The sequence below is a fragment of the Salinisphaera sp. S4-8 genome (assembly GCF_040361235.1).
Taxonomy (GTDB): domain Bacteria; phylum Pseudomonadota; class Gammaproteobacteria; order Nevskiales; family Salinisphaeraceae; genus Salinisphaera.
This window is the reverse complement of sequence record NZ_APNF01000001.1, coordinates 415,549-433,401: the sequence shown is the minus strand read 5'-3', so window position 1 is coordinate 433,401 and position 17,853 is coordinate 415,549. Positions and strand designations below refer to the sequence as shown.

General features: G+C 63.3%; 16 protein-coding genes. 8 read left to right on the top strand and 8 right to left on the bottom strand.

Features of this window, described 5'->3' with window-relative positions:
• Positions 1–21: 21 nt before the first annotated feature.
• Positions 22–471 (bottom strand): NADH-quinone oxidoreductase subunit A, encoded by a 450-nt coding sequence (gene ndhC / locus S4A8_RS02030; protein WP_353218827.1) that lies wholly within the window; start codon positions 469–471, stop codon positions 22–24.
• Between the two features lie 301 nt (positions 472–772).
• Here ndhC and S4A8_RS02025 point away from each other — a divergent pair, with 301 nt between their 5' ends.
• The 3 genes from S4A8_RS02025 (at position 773) to S4A8_RS02015 (ending at position 4,164) form a co-directional block, all read left to right on the top strand.
• Positions 773–2,704 carry an aconitate hydratase gene (locus S4A8_RS02025; protein WP_353218826.1) on the top strand — a complete coding sequence of 644 codons (1,932 nt, stop codon included), beginning with the start codon at positions 773–775 and terminating at the stop codon, positions 2,702–2,704.
• Between the two features lie 168 nt (positions 2,705–2,872).
• Positions 2,873–3,448: a hypothetical protein gene (locus S4A8_RS02020; RefSeq protein WP_353178743.1), complete on the top strand. Its 576-nt coding sequence runs from the start codon at positions 2,873–2,875 to the stop codon at positions 3,446–3,448.
• A 98-nt stretch (positions 3,449–3,546) separates the two neighbouring features.
• Positions 3,547–4,164: a class I SAM-dependent methyltransferase gene (locus tag S4A8_RS02015; RefSeq protein ID WP_353178742.1), complete on the top strand. Its 618-nt coding sequence runs from the start codon at positions 3,547–3,549 to the stop codon at positions 4,162–4,164.
• A 146-nt stretch (positions 4,165–4,310) separates the two neighbouring features.
• Here S4A8_RS02015 and S4A8_RS02010 read toward each other — a convergent pair whose 3' ends face one another.
• Genes S4A8_RS02010 through purD form a run of 4 tightly spaced genes read right to left on the bottom strand, consistent with a single transcriptional unit; the run spans position 4,311 to position 8,789 of the window.
• Complete coding sequence (locus tag S4A8_RS02010; RefSeq protein WP_353178740.1) at positions 4,311–5,312, bottom strand: alpha-L-glutamate ligase-like protein; 1,002 nt, start codon at positions 5,310–5,312, stop codon at positions 4,311–4,313.
• A complete protein-coding gene (locus S4A8_RS02005) occupies positions 5,309–6,850 on the bottom strand; it encodes an inactive transglutaminase family protein (protein ID WP_353178738.1) in 1,542 nt (513 codons plus the stop codon). The genes S4A8_RS02010 and S4A8_RS02005 overlap by 4 nt, the downstream gene beginning before the upstream one ends.
• 11 nt (positions 6,851–6,861) lie before the next feature.
• Positions 6,862–7,422, bottom strand: coding sequence for a retropepsin-like aspartic peptidase RloA3 (rloA3, locus tag S4A8_RS02000; protein ID WP_502950687.1), 561 nt, complete (start codon positions 7,420–7,422; stop codon positions 6,862–6,864).
• Between the two features lie 56 nt (positions 7,423–7,478).
• Complete coding sequence (gene purD, locus S4A8_RS01995; protein WP_353218825.1) at positions 7,479–8,789, bottom strand: phosphoribosylamine--glycine ligase; 1,311 nt, start codon at positions 8,787–8,789, stop codon at positions 7,479–7,481.
• A gap of 185 nt (positions 8,790–8,974) precedes the next feature.
• On the opposite strand from purD, the gene S4A8_RS01990 reads away from it, so the two are divergent.
• Both S4A8_RS01990 and S4A8_RS01985 read left to right on the top strand, forming a co-directional pair.
• Positions 8,975–9,787: a UDP-2,3-diacylglucosamine diphosphatase gene (locus tag S4A8_RS01990; RefSeq protein ID WP_353178735.1), complete on the top strand. Its 813-nt coding sequence runs from the start codon at positions 8,975–8,977 to the stop codon at positions 9,785–9,787.
• A 56-nt stretch (positions 9,788–9,843) separates the two neighbouring features.
• On the top strand, positions 9,844–10,368 hold the full coding sequence (locus tag S4A8_RS01985; RefSeq protein WP_353178734.1) for an NUDIX hydrolase: 525 nt from the start codon (positions 9,844–9,846) through the stop codon (positions 10,366–10,368).
• Here S4A8_RS01985 and S4A8_RS01980 read toward each other — a convergent pair.
• Positions 10,316–10,984, bottom strand: coding sequence for a 4'-phosphopantetheinyl transferase family protein (locus S4A8_RS01980; protein WP_353178732.1), 669 nt, complete (start codon positions 10,982–10,984; stop codon positions 10,316–10,318). The genes S4A8_RS01985 and S4A8_RS01980 overlap by 53 nt on opposite strands.
• A gap of 85 nt (positions 10,985–11,069) precedes the next feature.
• Here S4A8_RS01980 and S4A8_RS01975 point away from each other — a divergent pair, with 85 nt between their 5' ends.
• Complete coding sequence (locus S4A8_RS01975) at positions 11,070–12,410, top strand: cytochrome P450 (protein WP_353178731.1); 1,341 nt, start codon at positions 11,070–11,072, stop codon at positions 12,408–12,410.
• Between the two features lie 23 nt (positions 12,411–12,433).
• The gene (locus tag S4A8_RS01970) at positions 12,434–14,389 is read left to right on the top strand and encodes a non-ribosomal peptide synthetase (protein WP_353218824.1); all 1,956 of its coding nucleotides are present in this window, start codon (positions 12,434–12,436) and stop codon (positions 14,387–14,389) included.
• Positions 14,390–14,555: 166 nt separating this feature from the next.
• Here the strand turns inward: S4A8_RS01970 and S4A8_RS01965 are convergent, their stop codons facing one another.
• Both S4A8_RS01965 and S4A8_RS01960 read right to left on the bottom strand, forming a co-directional pair.
• A complete protein-coding gene (locus tag S4A8_RS01965) occupies positions 14,556–15,311 on the bottom strand; it encodes a lysophospholipid acyltransferase family protein (protein ID WP_353218823.1) in 756 nt (251 codons plus the stop codon).
• A gap of 207 nt (positions 15,312–15,518) precedes the next feature.
• The gene (locus S4A8_RS01960) at positions 15,519–16,265 is read right to left on the bottom strand and encodes a lysophospholipid acyltransferase family protein (protein WP_353218822.1); all 747 of its coding nucleotides are present in this window, start codon (positions 16,263–16,265) and stop codon (positions 15,519–15,521) included.
• Between the two features lie 112 nt (positions 16,266–16,377).
• Here S4A8_RS01960 and S4A8_RS01955 point away from each other — a divergent pair, with 112 nt between their 5' ends.
• Positions 16,378–17,850 (top strand): nicotinate phosphoribosyltransferase, encoded by a 1,473-nt coding sequence (locus S4A8_RS01955; protein ID WP_353218821.1) that lies wholly within the window; start codon positions 16,378–16,380, stop codon positions 17,848–17,850.
• Positions 17,851–17,853: the final 3 nt, after the last annotated feature.

Genomic DNA, 17,853 nt, shown 5'->3' with positions numbered 1-17,853 from the left:
CGTGTTCACAGTGCGCGTACGTCACCGCGGCGCAGCATCGAGATTACGGCGGCGATTGCTTTCGATCGCCTCCAGTCGATACTGGCGCGGTGCCTTGGGGGCCCAGTCGAGTGCGCCGATGCGCCACTCGTAGATCAGGCCCAGGGTCAGCACGCCGAGAAAGAACAGAAATGCAAAGTAGCCGGGCCAGCCCAGCGCGGGTGCGGCGATGGCCCAGGAGAAGATGAAGACCACTTCGAGATCGAAAAGCACGAAGATGATCGCCACCAGATAGAACTTGGCCGAAAAGCGCATCCGTGCGCTGCCGGTGGGCTTGATACCCGATTCGTAGGGTTGGTTACCCAGCCGTGAACTATGGCGCCCGCCCAGAACCGCCGAAACGCCGAGCATGAAAATAATCAGTCCCAGCGCGCCGGCTGCGAATAGCAGCAAGGGCCAGATGACAACGGCTTGTTCGGTAGCGGCATTCATGGCGTGGTCCTATTCTACGCGAAGCACTCGCCCGTCGACTCATATCGCACGCCTTGTGCCGATATGAATAGGTGTAGTGTACACAAGAAGCCGGTGCCGGCATTCCCTCGTGGCCAGCCGATGCCTGAGGCATCGCCGCGCTAACGGTAGCCGATTTACCCCGGTCTGTGCGAACTAAAAATGCTCTTGAATGAAACTGATTCTCATTCACGGCATATTTTTTGCTATATATCCGGTGTGTGGCTTTGTGATTGGATCGACGCAGGCTATGGTGAAGGCAACAAACACGCCGGAGGGATCCATGGCCCAGAACGTTGCCCAGAAACTCATCGAATCGCATCTGCTCGATGGCGAAATGACGCCAGGCGAGGAGATTGCGCTGCGAATCGACCAGACGCTGACCCAGGACGCGACCGGCACGCTGGTTATGCTGGAGCTCGAGGCGATGGAACTCGACCGGGTCAAGACCGAGATATCGGCCCAGTATGTCGACCACAACCTGATTCAGGAAGACAACAAGAACCCCGACGATCATTTGTTCCTGCAGTCCGCCTGCGAACGCTTCGGGGCCTATTACTCGCGCCCGGGCAACGGTATTTCCCATGCCGTGCATATGGAACGCTTCGGCCGGCCGGGCAAGACGCTACTCGGTTCCGACAGCCATACCCCGGCCGGCGGCTCGATGGGCATGCTCGCCATCGGCGCGGGCGGTCTGGAGGTCGCCATGGCGATGGCCGGCGAACCGCTCTACACCAAGATGCCCAAGGTCTTCGGTATCAAGCTCACTGGTGAATTGCCGGAATGGGTCTCGGCCAAGGACGTGATTCTGGAGATGCTGCGCCGCCACGGTGTATCCGGCGGTGTCGGCAAGATCATCGAATACTACGGTCCGGGGCTGGATAACCTGGAAGCCATGGATCGCCACGTGATCGCCAATATGGGCGCCGAGCTGGGCGCGACCACCACCGTGTTTCCGGCCGATGCCGAGATCAAACGCTTTCTCAAGTCCCAGGGCCGTGAAGACGAATACGAGGAACTCGTGGCCGACGAGGGCTGCGAATACGACGAGCACGACGAAATCGACTTGTCCACGCTGGTGCCGCTGATTGCCAAGCCCACCTCGCCGGGCAACGTGGTTCCGGTCGAAGAGGTCGCCGGCGACGAGCTCTACCAGGCCTATATCGGCTCTTCGGCCAACCCGGGCTATCGCGATTTCGCTATTGCGGCCGAAATGGTGCGCGGGCGTCATGTCTCCAAGGAGGTGTCCTTCGACGTCAATCCGTCGTCGCGCGCCATGCTGCAGACGCTGGCCCGCGACAATCTGCTCGGGCCGCTGATCGCCTCGGGCGCGCGCCTGCACCAGGCCGGCTGTAACGGCTGTATCGGCATGGGCCAGGCGCCGGCGTCGGGGCGCAATAGCCTGCGCACCACGCCGCGTAACTTCCCCGGGCGCTCCGGCACCAAGGAGGATTCAGTGTTTCTGTGCTCGCCGGAGACCGCGACCGCCTCGGCGCTGATGGGCAAGATCACCGATCCGCGCACGCTGGATTTCGACTACCCGAAGATCGAAAACCCGGACGATCCGGTGGTCAACGATCAAATGCTGGAAGCGCCGTTGCCGATCGAGGAAGCGCGCAAGGTGGAACTGGTCAAGGGGCCGAATATCAAGTCGCTGCCGGATTTCGACGGCATTCCCGACGAATTCGAGCTGCCGGTGTTGCTCAAGGTCGGCGACGATATCTCGACCGACGAGATCATGCGTGCCGGGGCCGAGGTATTGCCGTTTCGCTCCAATATTCCGGCCATCGCCGAGTTCGTTTACGACGTGGTCGACGAGGATTATCCCGATCGCGCCAAGGACACGGGCGATCACGCCATCATCGGCGGCTCCAACTATGGCCAGGGCAGTTCGCGCGAGCATGCCGCGATCGCGCCGCGCTATCTGGGGCTGCGTGTTGTCATCGCCAAGGACTATGCCCGTATTCACTGGCAGAACCTGGTCAATTTCGGCGTATTGCCACTGACCTTCGCCGACGGCGGTGACCTGGGTAACCTCAAGCAGGGCACCAAACTCAAGATCAGCGGTCTACATGAGGCGCTGGCTTCGGGCGACAGTGTGGAAGTGGAAACCGAGGACGGCGAGACGATCAGCTGCAAGCATGCATTGTCCGAGCGGCAGGTGGACATCCTGCGTGCGGGCGGGCTGATCAACTGGAAGCGCGATCAGGGCTAGCCCCTGGCGCGCACCGGTTAGCGCCGGTTAGACATGGCGTTGTCACGCGGCGCCGGTTACCATGCCGGCGCCTTTTTTATGGTGCGCGGCCGGCGGTCGTGTCGAATCCAGTCGACGACGGCGGCTGTCGGGGTGTTCAATCAATCTTCTTGCGCCAGGGCAACGACCATGACTGAGCTCTATCGCGATGTCGACCATGCCTATCGCTTGCGGCTGTGTGACACCGAACGCCGCTGTATCGCGGCCCGTCTGGCAGGGGTGGGCGTGCATTACGACCATGTCGAGTTGCCGCCGTTGGCTTTCGATGAAGAATCGCGTCCGGACGAAGTGATCGGCAGTTATATCGAACCGCTCGATCGGCTTATGAGAAAAATGCCGCGGGTCGCGCTCGATGTCGCCAGTGTGGCGCTCACCCATCCGCGCCGCGACACCATCGAGCGCGAGCTCATGATCGAGCATGCCCACGATGCCGTGGAATCCCAGTTGCTGGTGCACGGCGCGGGCGTTTTGTTCATACGCACAGCCGACACGGTGTACGCGCTGGCCTGCGAGCCGGGCGATTATGTGCGCATGCCCGCCGGGCTCCGGCACTGGTTTCGTATGGATGGTACGCGCGCTTTTCGCACCATTCGTTTTTTCGAAGACGAAACCCGACCGCGGCTGAGTCATCGCGGGGCGGATATGCGCGGGCTGTTCGAACTGGTCGACGAGCACCGTGGCGAACGTTTGGCACGGCCGAATTAGAATCGCTCGTGTACAGCCGATTTTTGTGTCCCTGTCGACACAGGCGTATTCTTCGCTCGCCTAAGTGGTCTCACGGCTTATTTACGGGAACCTATTTCATGGATGAAAAATCCGTCGTCACCGCGTATCGCCGCCTGTCACGGCAATACGACCGTTTTTTCGGCCCGGTCTTCGAACAGGGACGCGAAGTGGCGGTGCGCAAGATGGACTGTCGGGCAGGCGATCGTGTGCTCGAGGTTGGCGTCGGTACCGGGCTTTCGCTCGATCACTACGCCGACGATGTCGAAGTCGTGGGTATCGATGTCTCGCCCGAGATGCTCGAATACGCCAAGGCGCGGGTCAATGGCAATGCCGATCGCATCTCGCTGGCGCTCATGGACGCGCAGGCGCTCGAATACGCCGACAACAGCTTCGACAAGGTCGTGGCGATGTACGTGGTTTCCGTCGCGCCGGATCCGAAGAAAGTCGTCGAAGAGATGAAGCGCGTCTGCAAGCCCGGTGGTGATCTGTTTATTGTTAACCATTTCAGCCAGGGCAAGGGCGCGATGGCCTCGCTGGAACGCATGGTGTCGCCGCTGTCGAAACTGGTGGGTTTCCGGCCGTCGTTTCCGTTGGACGAGTTCCTCAAGATGGCCGATCTCGACGTCGTCGAACAGCGCCCGGTTAACGCATTCGGCTACTGGACCTTCATCCACGCCCGCAACAAGGCCGGTTGAGCCGCCAGCGGCGTTTTTTTTGCGCCGCGACGCATACAAGCGCGCCCGAGCTGTTTTCGTGGGCCTCGCGGCCGATAGCGCGAGGCCTGTATGCGTGTAATGCCGGGTGACCGGCCGGCTAGCACGGGTTGGGGCGGGCTCGTAGCTCAGCTTTCGCCGAACAGGCGCTGGCCCAGGGCCACGCGCTCGGCGGCGGATTCGGGCACGCTCTCCAGGGCCCGCACCTTTTCCAGACGATGGCGCAGGCCCATCTGGTTGGCGAGCTGGATGTTCAGCCCCGGCCGCGCGTTGTATTCGAGCACCAGTGGCCCGTGTTCGGCATCGAGCACCACATCCACGCCCAGATAGCCGAGCTGGGTGAGATCGTAAGAGCGCGCGGCCAGTTCCAGCAGCAGCTGCCAGTCCGGCACCTGAATGCCGCGCACGACATTGCCCGAATCCGGATGTGAATCCAGCACGCTGTTGAACCACACGCCGTCGACCGTGCGCCCGCTGGCCAGGTCGATGCCGGCGCCGATCGCGCCCTGATGCAGATTGGCCTTGCCGTCCGACTGGCGGGTCGGCAGGCGCACCATGCTGGCCACCGGGATGCCGCGGAACACGATGGTGCGAATATCGGGCACGCCCTGAAAACTCACTGCATCGAATACCGCATGCGGTTTCACGCGGTACTCGATGATCGCCTTGTCGGGCAGGCCGCCCAGGCTGTACATGCCCGAGAGCACATTGGAGATGAAGTGCTCGAGTTCGCCGCGCGACACACTCACGCCCGACGAGCGCAGAAACTGATTGCCGCGCCGACCGCCGATGACCATGATCCCGCTGCCGCCGGAGCCCTGGGCCGGCTTGATCACGAAATCCTGGCGATCGCCCAGAATCGTATCCAGATCGCGCACCTGGTGCTCGATCTCGATCACCCCGTAGAGTTCGGGTGTGGCGATGCCGGCTTCCAGGGCCAGCTGCTTGGTCTTGAGCTTGTCGTCGACCAGCGGATAGTACTTGCGCTTGTTGTAGATACTGATGTAGTCGCCGTTACGCTCGTTCATGCCGAGAATACCCAGCGCCTTGAGCGTGGACGGCATGCGAAACGGCGGGTTGCGCCGCAGCAGGCGCAACCGGCTTCGCCAACCCCGGCCGATACTGCTCATTGCTTGTTGCTGATCGCACGGGCCGCGGCGCGGAAGCGCCACAGCTCGGAGACACGGTAGCCGGTATAGCGTCCGGCCAGCAGGGTGAATGCAAGCACCAGCAGTAGAAGCTCGGGGAATACGAACGCCAGATACTCGGCCAGCGGATTGGTCATCACCAGAAAGCCCACCGCTGCCACGGCCAGACTGCCCAGCCCCGAAAGCAGGGCGTCCTTGGGCCCGTTTTCGTCCCAGACGATCGACATGCGCTCGATGGTCATCGCCAGAATCACCATCGGGAACAGCGCGATCGACAGCCCGTGCTCCATGCCGAGCTTGTGGCTGATGATCGAAACACCCGCCATGAGCAGGATCACGATGGTGAGCATCGACGCCAGTCTCGGCACCAGCAACAGCTTGAGTCGCTCCAGATAGAAACGAACGATCAGCCCCAGTGCCACGAGCACGGTAAACAGAATACAGCCCCACACCAGCTCGGTTTCACGAAAGGCCAGGGCGATCAGCACTGGCATGAAGGTGCCGAAGGTGCGCAGGCCGATAAAGTTGCGTAGCAGCACCACCACCAGCGCGCCGAGCGGCACGGTCAGCAGAATCTTGTAAGTGTTCTGGGTGGCGATGGGCAGCGACAGCAACGAATATTCGAGCACATCGGAGTTGATCAGCCGGGCGCGCTGCTGCGCCAGGCCCATGACATCACGCGAGGTGCGCAGGGCCGAGAACTGGACGCTGGCATCGTCCGCGCCTTCGACCTCGACCAGCGGCATGTCGCCGGAATACCAGACCAGCGCATCGGCCGGAAAGCCCGCCGCGCCGGTACGCGGATTGAACGCCAGCCAGCGTTCGCCGTTATAGACCTCGAGCCAGGGTGTGAGGCTGCCATGGCGCAGGCTGCCCGACAGCGGCAGCACATGGGCGATACGCGAGGGAATACGCGCGCCGGCGAGGATATGACGTATCTGCTCGACCTGGGCCACGGCATTCGCCGACTCGTCGCGCAGAACCTTCACCTCGGCCTCGGGGGTAGGGTCGTTGAAGCGACGCAGCAGCTCGTGGGCGAAGGAGGCGGTATCCGCCGAGCGTGAGCGTACGCTGTCGAGCAGCGTGAACACGGCCGCGCGTTCCGGGTCCGAATACTCGGGAATATCCGGGTAGCTCGGCGTGGGCTGGGTGCGATCGCGATGCGCGGAGGCATCTTCGGTCAGCACCACGCGGTAGTAGAGCGTCTGTGGGCCGCTGAGATTGCGTGCCGCCCATTGCACCACGCGATTCGCGCCGACATCGTCGGTGGCCAGCCCGTAGCCGGCCGAAATGAAGTTCTCGTCGAGCACGGAAAAACCGGGCGGCGTGCGCGGCACGGCAAGATTGATCTTGGCCGACCGATTCTGACCGTTGAAGCGTACGGTGGCCTCGGCGGTCCAGACCTGGGCACTGGACTGCGGGGTCAGCGGCACGCCCAGACGTTCGGTCTTGTAATAGCACACGCCGATGGCCACGACGCTGAGAAACAGCGCCAGCATCTTCAGATGGAAGTCTTTCACTTAGCCGCTCGTCAGTCGTCGGAATCCGATTCGTTCTTGTGTTCGACGACTTTCGAATCGTGATCACACTCGGGGTCGTTGAGAAAGCTCTTGCTGACATCGATCAGCCCGAGATGCCGAATCGTGCGCCGGCCCAGCAGCATCGGGTAGATCATGTCGCCGCGATCACGCAGCGAAAACTGTTCTTCGTAGATGGTGTTGTTCATGCACACGTCGAGCAGCACGACAGGGCGCTGGTCGCTGCCGCCCGCGCCGGTGACCTCGAGCTCGCGATAGAGCGGACGCTCGAATTTCTTCTCGACCATCTCTTCGGTGCGCTGATCTTCGACGCGCGTGGTAAAGCGCACCCAGCTTTCATCGTCCTTTTCGAACTTCTCGATATCCGTGGCATGCATCGACGAGGTCAGGGCACCGGTATCGAGCTTGGCCTTGACGGTCACGCCCCAGGGAACCAGCTGTGCCTTTTCGACCCATCCGTAAATGGTCTTGTCGCTGGCGGCCTGGCTGGCGGCGGTCATGGTGAACAACACACACAACAGGCACATACGGCTCACGAGACGAGTCGTTTTCATCGCTATATTCCTTGAGACAGTCAGATCGCGGACGGGCAGGGTTTTAAAATAATGATTCAAACGGACGTGGGCGTACGTGAAATCGCGCGATGCCCGATATCGCGACGATACATCGCCTTGGGCCAGCTTATTTTTTCGACCCCAGCATAGGCGCGCGCCTGGGCCTGGGCAACGTCGTCGCCGAGTGCGCAGACACACAGCACGCGCCCGCCGTCTGTTACTACACGATCGTTATCGGCCAGGCGGGTGCCGGCATGAAATACGCGGGCGCCCGTGGCCTCGGCCGCATCCAGGCCGCCGATCTCGTCGCCCTTGGCATAGGCGCCGGGATAGCCGCCGGCGGCCATGACCACGCCGAGCGCGGCGCGCGGGTCCCATTCGGCTTCGATCTGGTCGAGGCGGGCGTCCAGCGCGGCCTCGATCAGGTCCACCAGATCGCTTTGCAGGCGCATGAGTATCGGCTGGGTTTCCGGATCCCCCAGGCGGACGTTGAATTCGAGCACGCGCGCATCGCCCGCCTCGTCGATCATCAGCCCGGCATACAGAAAGCCGGTAAACGCATTACCGTCGGCGGCCATACCCGCCACGGTCGGACGAATGACATCGCGCATGACTCGTTCGAAGACCGTATCGGTCATCACCGGCGCTGGCGAATAGGCGCCCATGCCACCGGTGTTCGGGCCGGTATCGCCATCGAAGGCGGCCTTGTGGTCCTGGGAGCTGGCCAGGGGCAGGATGTTTTCGCCGTCGACCAGCGCGATGAAGCTGGCTTCCTCGCCAACCAGAAACTGTTCGACCACGATCCGTGCGCCGGAATCGCCGAAGGCATTGTCTTCGAGCATGTCGCGCGCCGCCGCCAAGGCCGCTTCTTCGCTGTCGGCCAGATACACGCCCTTGCCGGCCGCCAGGCCGTCGGCCTTGACCACGATCGGCGCGCCGACGTTGTGGATATAGGCTGCGGCTTCGTCGTAATCGCTGAATACCGCGTAGTCGGCGGTCGGGATTGCATGGCGGGCCAGAAAATCCTTGGAAAAGGCCTTGCTGGCTTCCAGCTGCGCGGCGCCCTGTCGGGGGCCGAAGCAGGCCAGACCGGCCTGTTCGAAGACATCGACGATGCCCGCGGCCAACGGCGCCTCCGGGCCGATGACGGTCAGCGAAATCGCCTGATCGCGGGCGAAATCGCGCAGCGCGTCGATATCGGTGGCCGCGATCGCGACATTCTCGACATCGGCCATGCGCGCGGTGCCGGCGTTGCCCGGCGCGACAAACACCCGCTCGACGCGCGGCGAGGCCGCGATCTTGTAGGCCAGCGCATGCTCGCGCCCGCCGTTGCCCACGATGAGAACCCGGTGTGGTGTCGTTGTCATGTGCTGTCTTGTCGTCGAAAGGGGCCAGACCGCTACGGCGCAGCCGGGTGGACTCGTGCGGCGAAGCTTAGCAAAAGCGTCGGGCGCGGCGCGCCCCGCGGTTGTCATGAAAACGCAATCAAAGCGTCATCGCCGCGTGATTTGGCCGTTCTAGCCTGCATGGCGAAACCGTTACGGGACAGGCCATGCCAAAAGACAGCAAGCAACGCCAGCCACTACGCTATCGCAGCGTGTTCATTTCCGACGTGCACCTGGGAACCGCGGGTAGCCAGGCTGAAGCGGTATCGGCGTTTCTCAAGCACTGCGAGTGCGAAAAACTCTATCTGGTCGGCGATATCATCGATGGCTGGCGGCTGCGTTCGACCTTTTTCTGGCCGCAGGAACATACCAATGTCATCCGTCGGATTCTGACCAAGTCCCGGCGCGGTACGCAGGTTTACTACGTGACCGGCAATCATGATGATTTCCTGCGCAAGTTCGTCGATTACGAGCTGCGCATGGGCAATATCCAGATCGTCAACGATGCCGTGCATGTCACCGCCGACAACCGCAAGCTGTTCGTCATTCATGGCGATCTGTTCGACGTGGTCACCCGGTATCATCGCTGGGTGGCGCGTATCGGCGATGTGGCATACGTCACGTTGCTGCGCGTGAACCGCTACTTCAACAATGCGCGCGCGCGGCTGGGCTATCCGTACTTTTCGTTGTCGGCCTATGCCAAGCACAAGGTCAAGTCGGCGGTGAACTTCATCAGCGAATTCGAAAAGGCAGTGGCCCACGAATGTCGGCGCCGCGGTTTCGATGGCGTGGTCTGTGGCCATATCCACCACGCCGAGATGAAGACCATCGAAGGCGTGCGCTATTACAACTCGGGCGACTGGGTGGAGTCGGCGAGCGCGCTGGTCGAGCATTTCGACGGGCGCATGGAAATCGTCTACTGGAACGATATCAAGGACACGATCAAACCCAGCAACGTGCAACCGCTGCGCGTAGCCTGACGCGTCTGGCAAGCAGGTTAGACTAGCGGCTTTGTCGTTCGAGGCCGAAAGCCGCTATGTCTGCCGATCGCACCCTGCATGAAGGCGAGTTCCTGCGTTTGAAACGCCGCGACCACTGGGAGTACGTCGAGCGCGCCAACGCCCGTGGCGCGGTGGTGATCGTGGCGGTAACCGACGCTAATGAATTGCTGCTCGTCGAACAGCCGCGCCTGCCGCTGCAAAAGCATGTGATCGAACTGCCGGCCGGTCTGGTTGGCGATGTGCCCGGCGCCGAGAACGAGGCTATGGAGATCGCCGGCGCGCGCGAACTCGAGGAAGAAACCGGCTACCGGCCGGCGCGCATGGCGTTCTTGACCGCTGGCCCGCCCAGCGCGGGCCTGGCCAACGAAACCCTGAGCTTCTATCGTGCTTTCGATCTGACCCGGATCGATGCCGGGGGCGGCGATGCCAGCGAAGACATCATTCCGCATGCGGTCCCGCTGGCCGAGGTCGAGCAGTGGCTGGCTGCGCGTGAAGCCGAGGGCCTGCTTATCGATCCCAAGATCTTTGCCGGTCTGTATTTTCTGCATCGGCCAGGCTGAATTCGCGTAGCTCCAGCGTCCCGATCGGGCCATCGCTCGCCAGACAGGCGGCATAGTCGGCGTCCAGCTCGATTGCCTGCAGATACCAGTCGCGCTCGTCCAGGCGGGCGCGATCGCCGTTGAGCTCGAGCGCGCGGATACGTTTGAGTCCTACCCGGCCGCTGGCCTTGACCGTGGCTTCGCGTGCGCACCAGTAGTCGAAAAACGCCAGCGGCGCGTGTTCGACACGCCGGCGTTCGTCGCCGTCGAGCAGACGGGCCATGCGTTGCATGTCGCGCAGGCGTCGGCGTTCCACGTCCAGGCCGATATGCGCGTGATCGCATAGCGCACAGGCCACGAGCGTATCGCTATGCGAAATACTGAAGGCAGGCGCGCCGGCGATCTGCGGCTGGCCGCTGGCACTGAAACCGATACGCGCTAGGCAATTGCCCGGATAGCCCGCGGCCCCCAGTAATTGCTGTAATAACCACAAACCAGCACGGGTACGAGTGCGCGCCCCGGTATCGGCCATGCGTTGCAAGCGTTCGCGATAGGCGGGCGGATCGGTATCGCCGGCCTGCCGGGCGAAGGCGAGTTGATCTTTTTCGCTTATAAAGATGTAGAATACACGTACCATAAAAAATAACTGGTTCGTTTTGTTAACCGCGTAGCCCACGCTTTTCGAGGAGATAGGGGCTGCGTTCCGAGTGGGGCGTTGCCCGATGTCCAGCAGCCTATCCGATATCGTCTGTGCCGCCGACGTAGCCGGCCCGAGCGTCGAATTCGATGTGGCCCCCGATGAAGCGACCCGGCGCATGCTCGTGCGTTGGCACGAGGTCTACGGCCCGGTCTATCGCATACCGGCGCCCCAGGCGCGTTCGCCGTACTGGGTGATTCACGACCCGGCACTGGTGCAGCAGATCATGGTGCGGCGCGCGGGCAACTATGCCAAGGGCATGGGTCTGGATCGCGTTCGCCTGCTACTGGGCGAGGGCATCATGGTCAGCGAGGGCGATTTCTGGGCGCGCCAGCGGCGCATGCTCCAGCCTGCGTTCAAGCCGCGGCGTCTGGCCGATTTCAATACCATGATCGCGGCGGAGAACAGGGCGTTGGCCGAGCGCTGGCAGGCCGACGTGCCGCCCGATACGCCGGTCGACGTGGCCGCCCATATCAGCGAACTCACGCTGGTGATCGTACTTAAATCGATCTTCGGGGCGGATTATCAAAGCCTGGTCGATGGGGCGAGCAACCCGTTTTCGCTGCTCAGCGAAGAGGCGACCCGTGATCTACGTTTTGCCGCGCGCTTTCATCGCCTGGGCAAGGTCGTGGAATCGGTCATCGATCACCGCGCTGATGCGCGCACCCGCGGCGCGGACGTATCTTTCGACTTTCTCGGTCATCTGCTCGCGGCACGCGATCGCGACGGCGCGGGCATGAGCCGGCGCCAGCTCGTCGACGAGGTTTTGACCCTGATCGTGGCCGGGCATGAAACCACCGCCAGTGCGCTGGCCTGGGCCTGGTACGAGATCGCGACCCATCCGCACCTTTGTGCGCGGGCGCAGGCCGAGGTCGATGCGCTGGGCCCGGATCTGGGCGACGATGAATTGGCCGCTCTCGCGGATCACGCCAGTCATCGGCTGCGCTTCATCGATGCCCTTATCCACGAAACGCTGCGCCTGTATCCGCCGGGTTGGCTGTTGTCGCGGCGCGCGATCGCGCACGACACGCTTGGCGACTACGAGATCGCGGCCGGCGATCAGATATTCATCAGCCCCTACGTGCTGCACCGCGATCGGGAGCACTGGCATACGCCGGATCGGTTTATGCCCGAGCGTTTTCTGGCCGAGCGCCCGGCCGCGCCGCGTTTTGCCTATATTCCGTTTGCCGCCGGCCCGCGCCATTGCGTGGGCGAGCATCTGGCAATGACGGAAATGCGTGTGCATCTGATCACGATGCTGCGCCGTTTTACGCCGGTTTATGCCGGCGCCCATCCCCCCACGCTGGAGGCGCGGATCAATCTGCGCCCCGGCGACGGCGTGCCGATTCGCTGGCACGCGCGATAAGAAATCGTCCTAGAGGTCTGCTTATGTCCGGTATTCGTACGCTTGCCGACGCGCTTGATGCACAAATCGACTCGCCGAATGGCATCGTATTCATCGACGGTGCCCACGACGAGCGCGGTCTGAACTACCGCATGCTGTCGAAATCGGCCGAGGGCCGGCTCGCGGTGCTGCAACAGCAGGGCATGCGTCGCGGCGATCATCTGATCCTGTTCGTCGAAGACAACATGCGCTTTCTGCAATTCTTCTGGGGAGCGATCTACGGCGCGATCGTGCCGGTGCCGATCGCGGCGGGCGCGACCCCGGCCCAGCTCGAAAAGCTGGTGCGGGTATGGCGCCATCTGGACGAGCCGCGGATCGTGGCGGCGCCAAAGCATATCGAGCGCGTGCGCGATTTTCTCGAACAGCGCGGTGAAGCCGACGCCGCCGCGCGGCTGGCCGATACGGCCTTCTCGGACGAGCCCCCGGCGGCGGATCAGCCGGCTGAGCGCCCGGTGCTCGATGCGCAGGATACGGCGTTCATCCAGTTCTCCTCCGGCTCGACCGGCGATCCCAAGGGCGTGGTGCTCAGCCATGCCAACGTACTGGCCAATATTCAGGCGATCAGCAGCGGCTCACGGTTCGGGGCCGACGAGATTGCGCTGTCCTGGATGCCCTTGACCCATGATATGGGCCTGATCGGCTTTCACCTGACGCTGGTCTACAACGGCTTTGCGCATCACCTGATGACGCCGGATCTGTTTGCACGTCGGCCCCTGCTCTGGCTGGAAAAAGCGGCCGAAACACGGGCCACGCTGCTGTGCTCGCCGAACTTCGGCTATCGCCACACCCTGCGGGCAATCGCGGCCAAGGGCCGGCCCGAGCTCGATCTGTCCCGCGTGCGTCTGATCTATAACGGCGCCGAGCCGATTGCGCCGGCGCTGGTGCGCGAATTTCTCGATACGCTCGCGCCCACCGGTCTGGCTGGCGAAACCATGTTCGCGGTGTACGGCCTGGCCGAAGCCAGCCTGGCGGCCACGTTCCCGGCGCCTGGTCGGGGTCTGCGTACCGTGTCGGTTGCGCGCGGCGAGCTGGGCGTGGGCGATACGGTGCGCTACGACGACGGCGTGCACGCACTCGAACTCGTGTGTCTGGGTACGCCGGTCGCGGCCACCGAAGTCCGGCTGGCAGATGACAACGGCCAGGCCGTGGGCGATGGCGTAGTGGGCCGGGTCTGGATTCGCGGTGCCAACGTGACCGCCGGCTATCACGATAATCCCCAGGCCAACGCGGGCGCACTCATGGGCGACGGCTGGCTGGATACCGGCGATCTGGGTTTCTGTCACGACGGTGAGCTCGTGATTACCGGTCGCGCCAAGGAGATCATCTTCGTCAACGGCCAGAACCACTATCCGCAGGATATCGAGGCACTGCTACAGGATCTGCCCGGCGCAGAACTCAACAAGCTCGCCGCGGCCGGCGTACAGGCGCCGAGCACGACCGAGCAGGCGCTGGTGTTGTTCGTGGTCTTTCGTGGGCATCTCGAGGATTTCGCCGAGATCGCGCGCACGCTGCGCGGTGCACTCAATCAGCGCGCGGGCCTTGTGGCGACGCGCGTCCTGCCGATCTCGCGCATGCCCAAGACCACCAGCGGCAAGCTGCAGCGCGCATTGCTGGCACGCCAGTATGCCGAGGGCGAATTCGACGAGATTGCTGCCCGGCTCGATACGCTGCTCGCCAGCGACGAGGCCGAACAACCGGCGCCCGCCAGTAACGATATTACGGCCGAACTCACGCGCATCTGCGAGGAGGTCGTGCCCGGCCGGGATATCGGTGTCGATGACGACCTGTTCGAAATCGGGCTGTCGTCGCTCGAACTGGCCCAGATCCACGAAGGCATCGAAAACCGCTGGCCGGACCGGCTGGAGATGACCGATCTGTTCGAATATCCGACCATCAACGCCCTGGCGGCCTATCTGCAGGACGAAGTGGCGCCTGCCTAGGGGGCGCTCTGAACAATCGCTCGTGGTCGCGCCGGCGGCGTTTAACGGGTTCGGCCTAAAAGGCGCCGTAACGGCGTTGCCGAGCTGGATCCGCCCATGAGGCAGGCGCGGCGCGCGCAGGCCTTGTCGCCACGCGTTCGAGGACTCGAACGCGAGTCGCAACGGGTTATGCAGCGGTGTTCGGGGGCGGAGGATTGTCTGCCGGTGGGCCCATCTTCCTGGGTGGCCGCGGGCTGGCGCCGGTCAGTCGGTCGGCCTCGCGCGTGAGCGCATCCAGGTGCGCACTGAGCGTCTGGGCCGCGGCGTTGATATCGTCGCCGCGGGCCACGGCCATGGGTTCGCCGATGACGATGGCCACGCGTGCGAACGGCTTGGGAATGATCAGTCGATCCCAGGAGCCGAGCTGCCAGTAGCGATCGGCCGAAAACGCCATCGGCAGCATCACGGCCTGGGTCATCTGGGCGAGCATGAGCGTACCGGGTTTGGCGACAAAGCCCGGCCCGTGCGGGCCGTCCGGGTGGATGATCGGGCAGACGCCGGTCTTCATCACGGTATACAAATCGCGCATGGCGCGTGCGCCGGTGCGCGTGGCCGAGCCGCGGATGATCTCGGCGCCCATGCCGTCGACTACGCCGGCCACGATCTCGCCGTCGCGCGAGGGCGATACCAGAAAGCCCGGCCGCAGTCCGCGCGCGCGAGCACGCAGCAGATAACCCACGCTCACGCTCAAGCGCTGATGCCAGCAGCAGGGCAGAAACGCGCGCCCACTATCGATTGCCTGTGTCAGATGCGTATCGCCTTCGACATGGCGCAGACGACAGCTGGCCAGCAGCGCGCGCGCCAACAACCGCAGTAGGGGCACAGCGACACGCATGGTCAGCCGGTGTTGCCAGCTTGGCCGATCCTGACTGTCTTCACTCATAGACCCGACATGTTCCTGTGCTTATGACTGGGCTTGTTATTAATGATCCGGCATCAAAAAAGCTGACGGGGTCAGCCGTTTCCAGCGTCATGGAAAAATAAACGTCGACACATAGCGATGGGTCATGGGGATGGCCGTTGCGGCTTCAAGGCGCGGCGCATACCGAGGTATGCCCTCAGCCCGAAAATCAGCCATTTTCATACCGGCTCAATCGGCGTTGTGGGCAACCTCGCAAAGCGAATCGAGCCGCTGGCCGAGTTGTTCGGCGATGTCTTCGGCTTCGTGTTTTGCGTGCAGTTGGCCGATCGGCCACGGCTCGCCCACCGCGATTTTAAACCGGCAGAACGGTTTGGGCACGTGCATTCGATCCCACGATTTGACCTCCCAGTAGCGGCTGGCCGCCGCGCCCACCAGAAACAGCGGCGCGCCGGTACGGCTGGCAAGAATCACGGCGCCGGTCTTGAATACGCGTGCGGGCCCGCGCGGGCCGTCGCCGTACATCATCGGCGATATACCGTGTGCTACCGCTTCCACCAGGGCCTGCATCGCTTCGCGCCCGGTGCGACTGGAGGAGCCGCGGATGGGTTCGACCCGATGATTGCGGGCCACCCGTGACATGAACTCGCCTTCGCGCGACGGGCTGATCAGAAAACCCACATGCATGCCGCGCGCGACCAGTGAGCGCAGGAACAAACCGCTCGGCACCAGCCGTTGGTGCCAGGCGCAGGGCACCACCGGGGTCGCGCGCGTGAGCGTGTCTTCGAGGTGTTCGCGGCCGGCGACGATGTCGATACGACAGGTCAGGCGCAACAGCCAGATATAGCCGGCCATCGCCCACTGCGATAGCGTTCTGAGGAGTCGCTTGCCCAGGGACGGTGGCCGTTTTCCGCGCTTTTTCTCGTGCGCGGGTTGGCGGGCGCGGCGCTGGGCGTCCTTGGATGTCTGCCTGTCCATGGCGCCGAGCTTGCGGCGGCCGGCGTCGCTGCGCAAGTACGCGTGGCGACGGCGAGTTGAAACTCGCGGCCAACGTTCGCATTCTACCCGGATCATTCCTGCGCTTTTGTCTATGTCCTTGCTGGGGCAACTCTACGGCCGCGCGCCCGCGCTGCTGACCGATCTCTATCAGCTGACGATGGCCTATGCCCACTGGCATAACGGCTCCAGCGAGCGCGAGGCGGTATTTCATCTGTTCTTTCGCGAGGCGCCGTTCGACAACGGCTTTGCCATCGCCTGCGGGCTGGAAACGGCGGTCGAATACGTCACCCAGATGGCGTTCACCGAGGCCGATATCGCCTATCTGGCCACGCTCGAGGACAACGCCGGCAACCCGCTGTTCGAGCGCGGCTTTCTCGATTATCTGGGCGATCTGCGTTTTACCGGCGATATTCATGCCGTGCCGGAAGGCACCGCCGTGTTCGCGCATCAGCCGATGCTGCGGGTGCGCGCGCCGATCCTGCAGGCGCAGCTGCTGGAAAGCGCGCTGTTGAACATGATGAATTTCCCCACCCTGGTCGCGACCAAGGCCGCACGTATCGCGCATGCGGCCGGCGGCGACCCGGTGCTCGATTTCGGGCTGCGCAAGGCCCAGGGCATCGACGGCGGCGTGTCGGCGGCACGCGCGGCGTATATCGGCGGCTGTGCGGGTACATCGAACGTACTCGCCGGGCAGCTGTTCGGTATCCCGGTTTCCGGCACCCATGCCCACGGCTGGGTCATGGCCTTCGACGACGAGATCGATGCCTTCGATACCTATGCCCGGGCGCTGCCGGACAACTGCGTATTTCTCGTGGATACCTACAACACGATAGAAGGGATCGAAAACGCGATTCGGGCTGGCGAGAAACTGCGCGAAAACGGTCATGAAATGGCCGGTATCCGGCTGGATTCCGGCGATCTGGCCGAATTGTCGAAGACTGCGCGGCGCATGCTCGACGCGGCCGGTTTCGAGAACGTCCGCATCGCGGCCAGCTCCAGTCTGGATGAAAACGTCATCGCCGAGCTCAAGCGCGAAGGCGCGCCCATCGTGCTCTGGGGTGTGGGCACGCGTCTGACGACTGCCCAGCCGGATGCCGCGCTCGACGGTGTCTACAAACTCGGCGCGATTCGTAGCGATCGCGGGACCTGGTCGTATCGAATGAAGCTCTCCGATACGCCGGGAAAGCTCACCCGCCCCGGTGTGCATCAGGTACGCCGGTTCACCCGCAACGGTGAGCCCAGCGCCGATCTGCTGTTCGACGAGGCCGCGCCGAGCACCGCCTGGGCCGGTACCTGCGGCCCCCAGTGTCACCAGTTCGAGGCCAACGCGCCGCATATCGATCTGTTGGCGCCGGTGGTACAAAACGGCCAGCGGGTAGGATCGGCACCGGCGCTAGCGGACGTACGTGCCCATGCGGGCGAGCAGTTTGCCTACTTCGCCGCGCGTGCCAATTATCCTGCGCTGATCGACCGCTATCTCGAAGAATCCACCGATGCGCTGCGCGACTGGCTGGCGCGACGCGATAACCCGCGGCCGAGCCGATCCGGCAAGATGGCCGAGTGAGAT

What these genes read in the sequence shown, in the direction of transcription:
- S4A8_RS02010 (WP_353178740.1), bottom strand. Translation starts at nt 5,312, where the DNA reads ATGAGCAGTATCGGCCGGGGTTGGCGAAGCCGGTTGCGCCTGCTGCGG.
- S4A8_RS01980 (WP_353178732.1), bottom strand. Translation starts at nt 10,984, where the DNA reads ATGGTACGTGTATTCTACATCTTTATAAGCGAAAAAGATCAACTCGCC.
- S4A8_RS01975 (WP_353178731.1), top strand. Translation starts at nt 11,070, where the DNA reads ATGTCCAGCAGCCTATCCGATATCGTCTGTGCCGCCGACGTAGCCGGC.
- S4A8_RS01970 (WP_353218824.1), top strand. Translation starts at nt 12,434, where the DNA reads ATGTCCGGTATTCGTACGCTTGCCGACGCGCTTGATGCACAAATCGAC.
- S4A8_RS01965 (WP_353218823.1), bottom strand. Translation starts at nt 15,311, where the DNA reads ATGAGTGAAGACAGTCAGGATCGGCCAAGCTGGCAACACCGGCTGACC.
- S4A8_RS01990 (WP_353178735.1), top strand. Translation starts at nt 8,975, where the DNA reads ATGCCAAAAGACAGCAAGCAACGCCAGCCACTACGCTATCGCAGCGTG.
- ndhC (WP_353218827.1), bottom strand. Translation starts at nt 471, where the DNA reads ATGAATGCCGCTACCGAACAAGCCGTTGTCATCTGGCCCTTGCTGCTA.
- purD (WP_353218825.1), bottom strand. Translation starts at nt 8,789, where the DNA reads ATGACAACGACACCACACCGGGTTCTCATCGTGGGCAACGGCGGGCGC.
- S4A8_RS01955 (WP_353218821.1), top strand. Translation starts at nt 16,378, where the DNA reads ATGTCCTTGCTGGGGCAACTCTACGGCCGCGCGCCCGCGCTGCTGACC.
- rloA3 (WP_502950687.1), bottom strand. Translation starts at nt 7,422, where the DNA reads ATGAAAACGACTCGTCTCGTGAGCCGTATGTGCCTGTTGTGTGTGTTG.
- S4A8_RS02015 (WP_353178742.1), top strand. Translation starts at nt 3,547, where the DNA reads ATGGATGAAAAATCCGTCGTCACCGCGTATCGCCGCCTGTCACGGCAA.
- S4A8_RS02020 (WP_353178743.1), top strand. Translation starts at nt 2,873, where the DNA reads ATGACTGAGCTCTATCGCGATGTCGACCATGCCTATCGCTTGCGGCTG.
- S4A8_RS01960 (WP_353218822.1), bottom strand. Translation starts at nt 16,265, where the DNA reads ATGGACAGGCAGACATCCAAGGACGCCCAGCGCCGCGCCCGCCAACCC.
- S4A8_RS01985 (WP_353178734.1), top strand. Translation starts at nt 9,844, where the DNA reads ATGTCTGCCGATCGCACCCTGCATGAAGGCGAGTTCCTGCGTTTGAAA.
- S4A8_RS02025 (WP_353218826.1), top strand. Translation starts at nt 773, where the DNA reads ATGGCCCAGAACGTTGCCCAGAAACTCATCGAATCGCATCTGCTCGAT.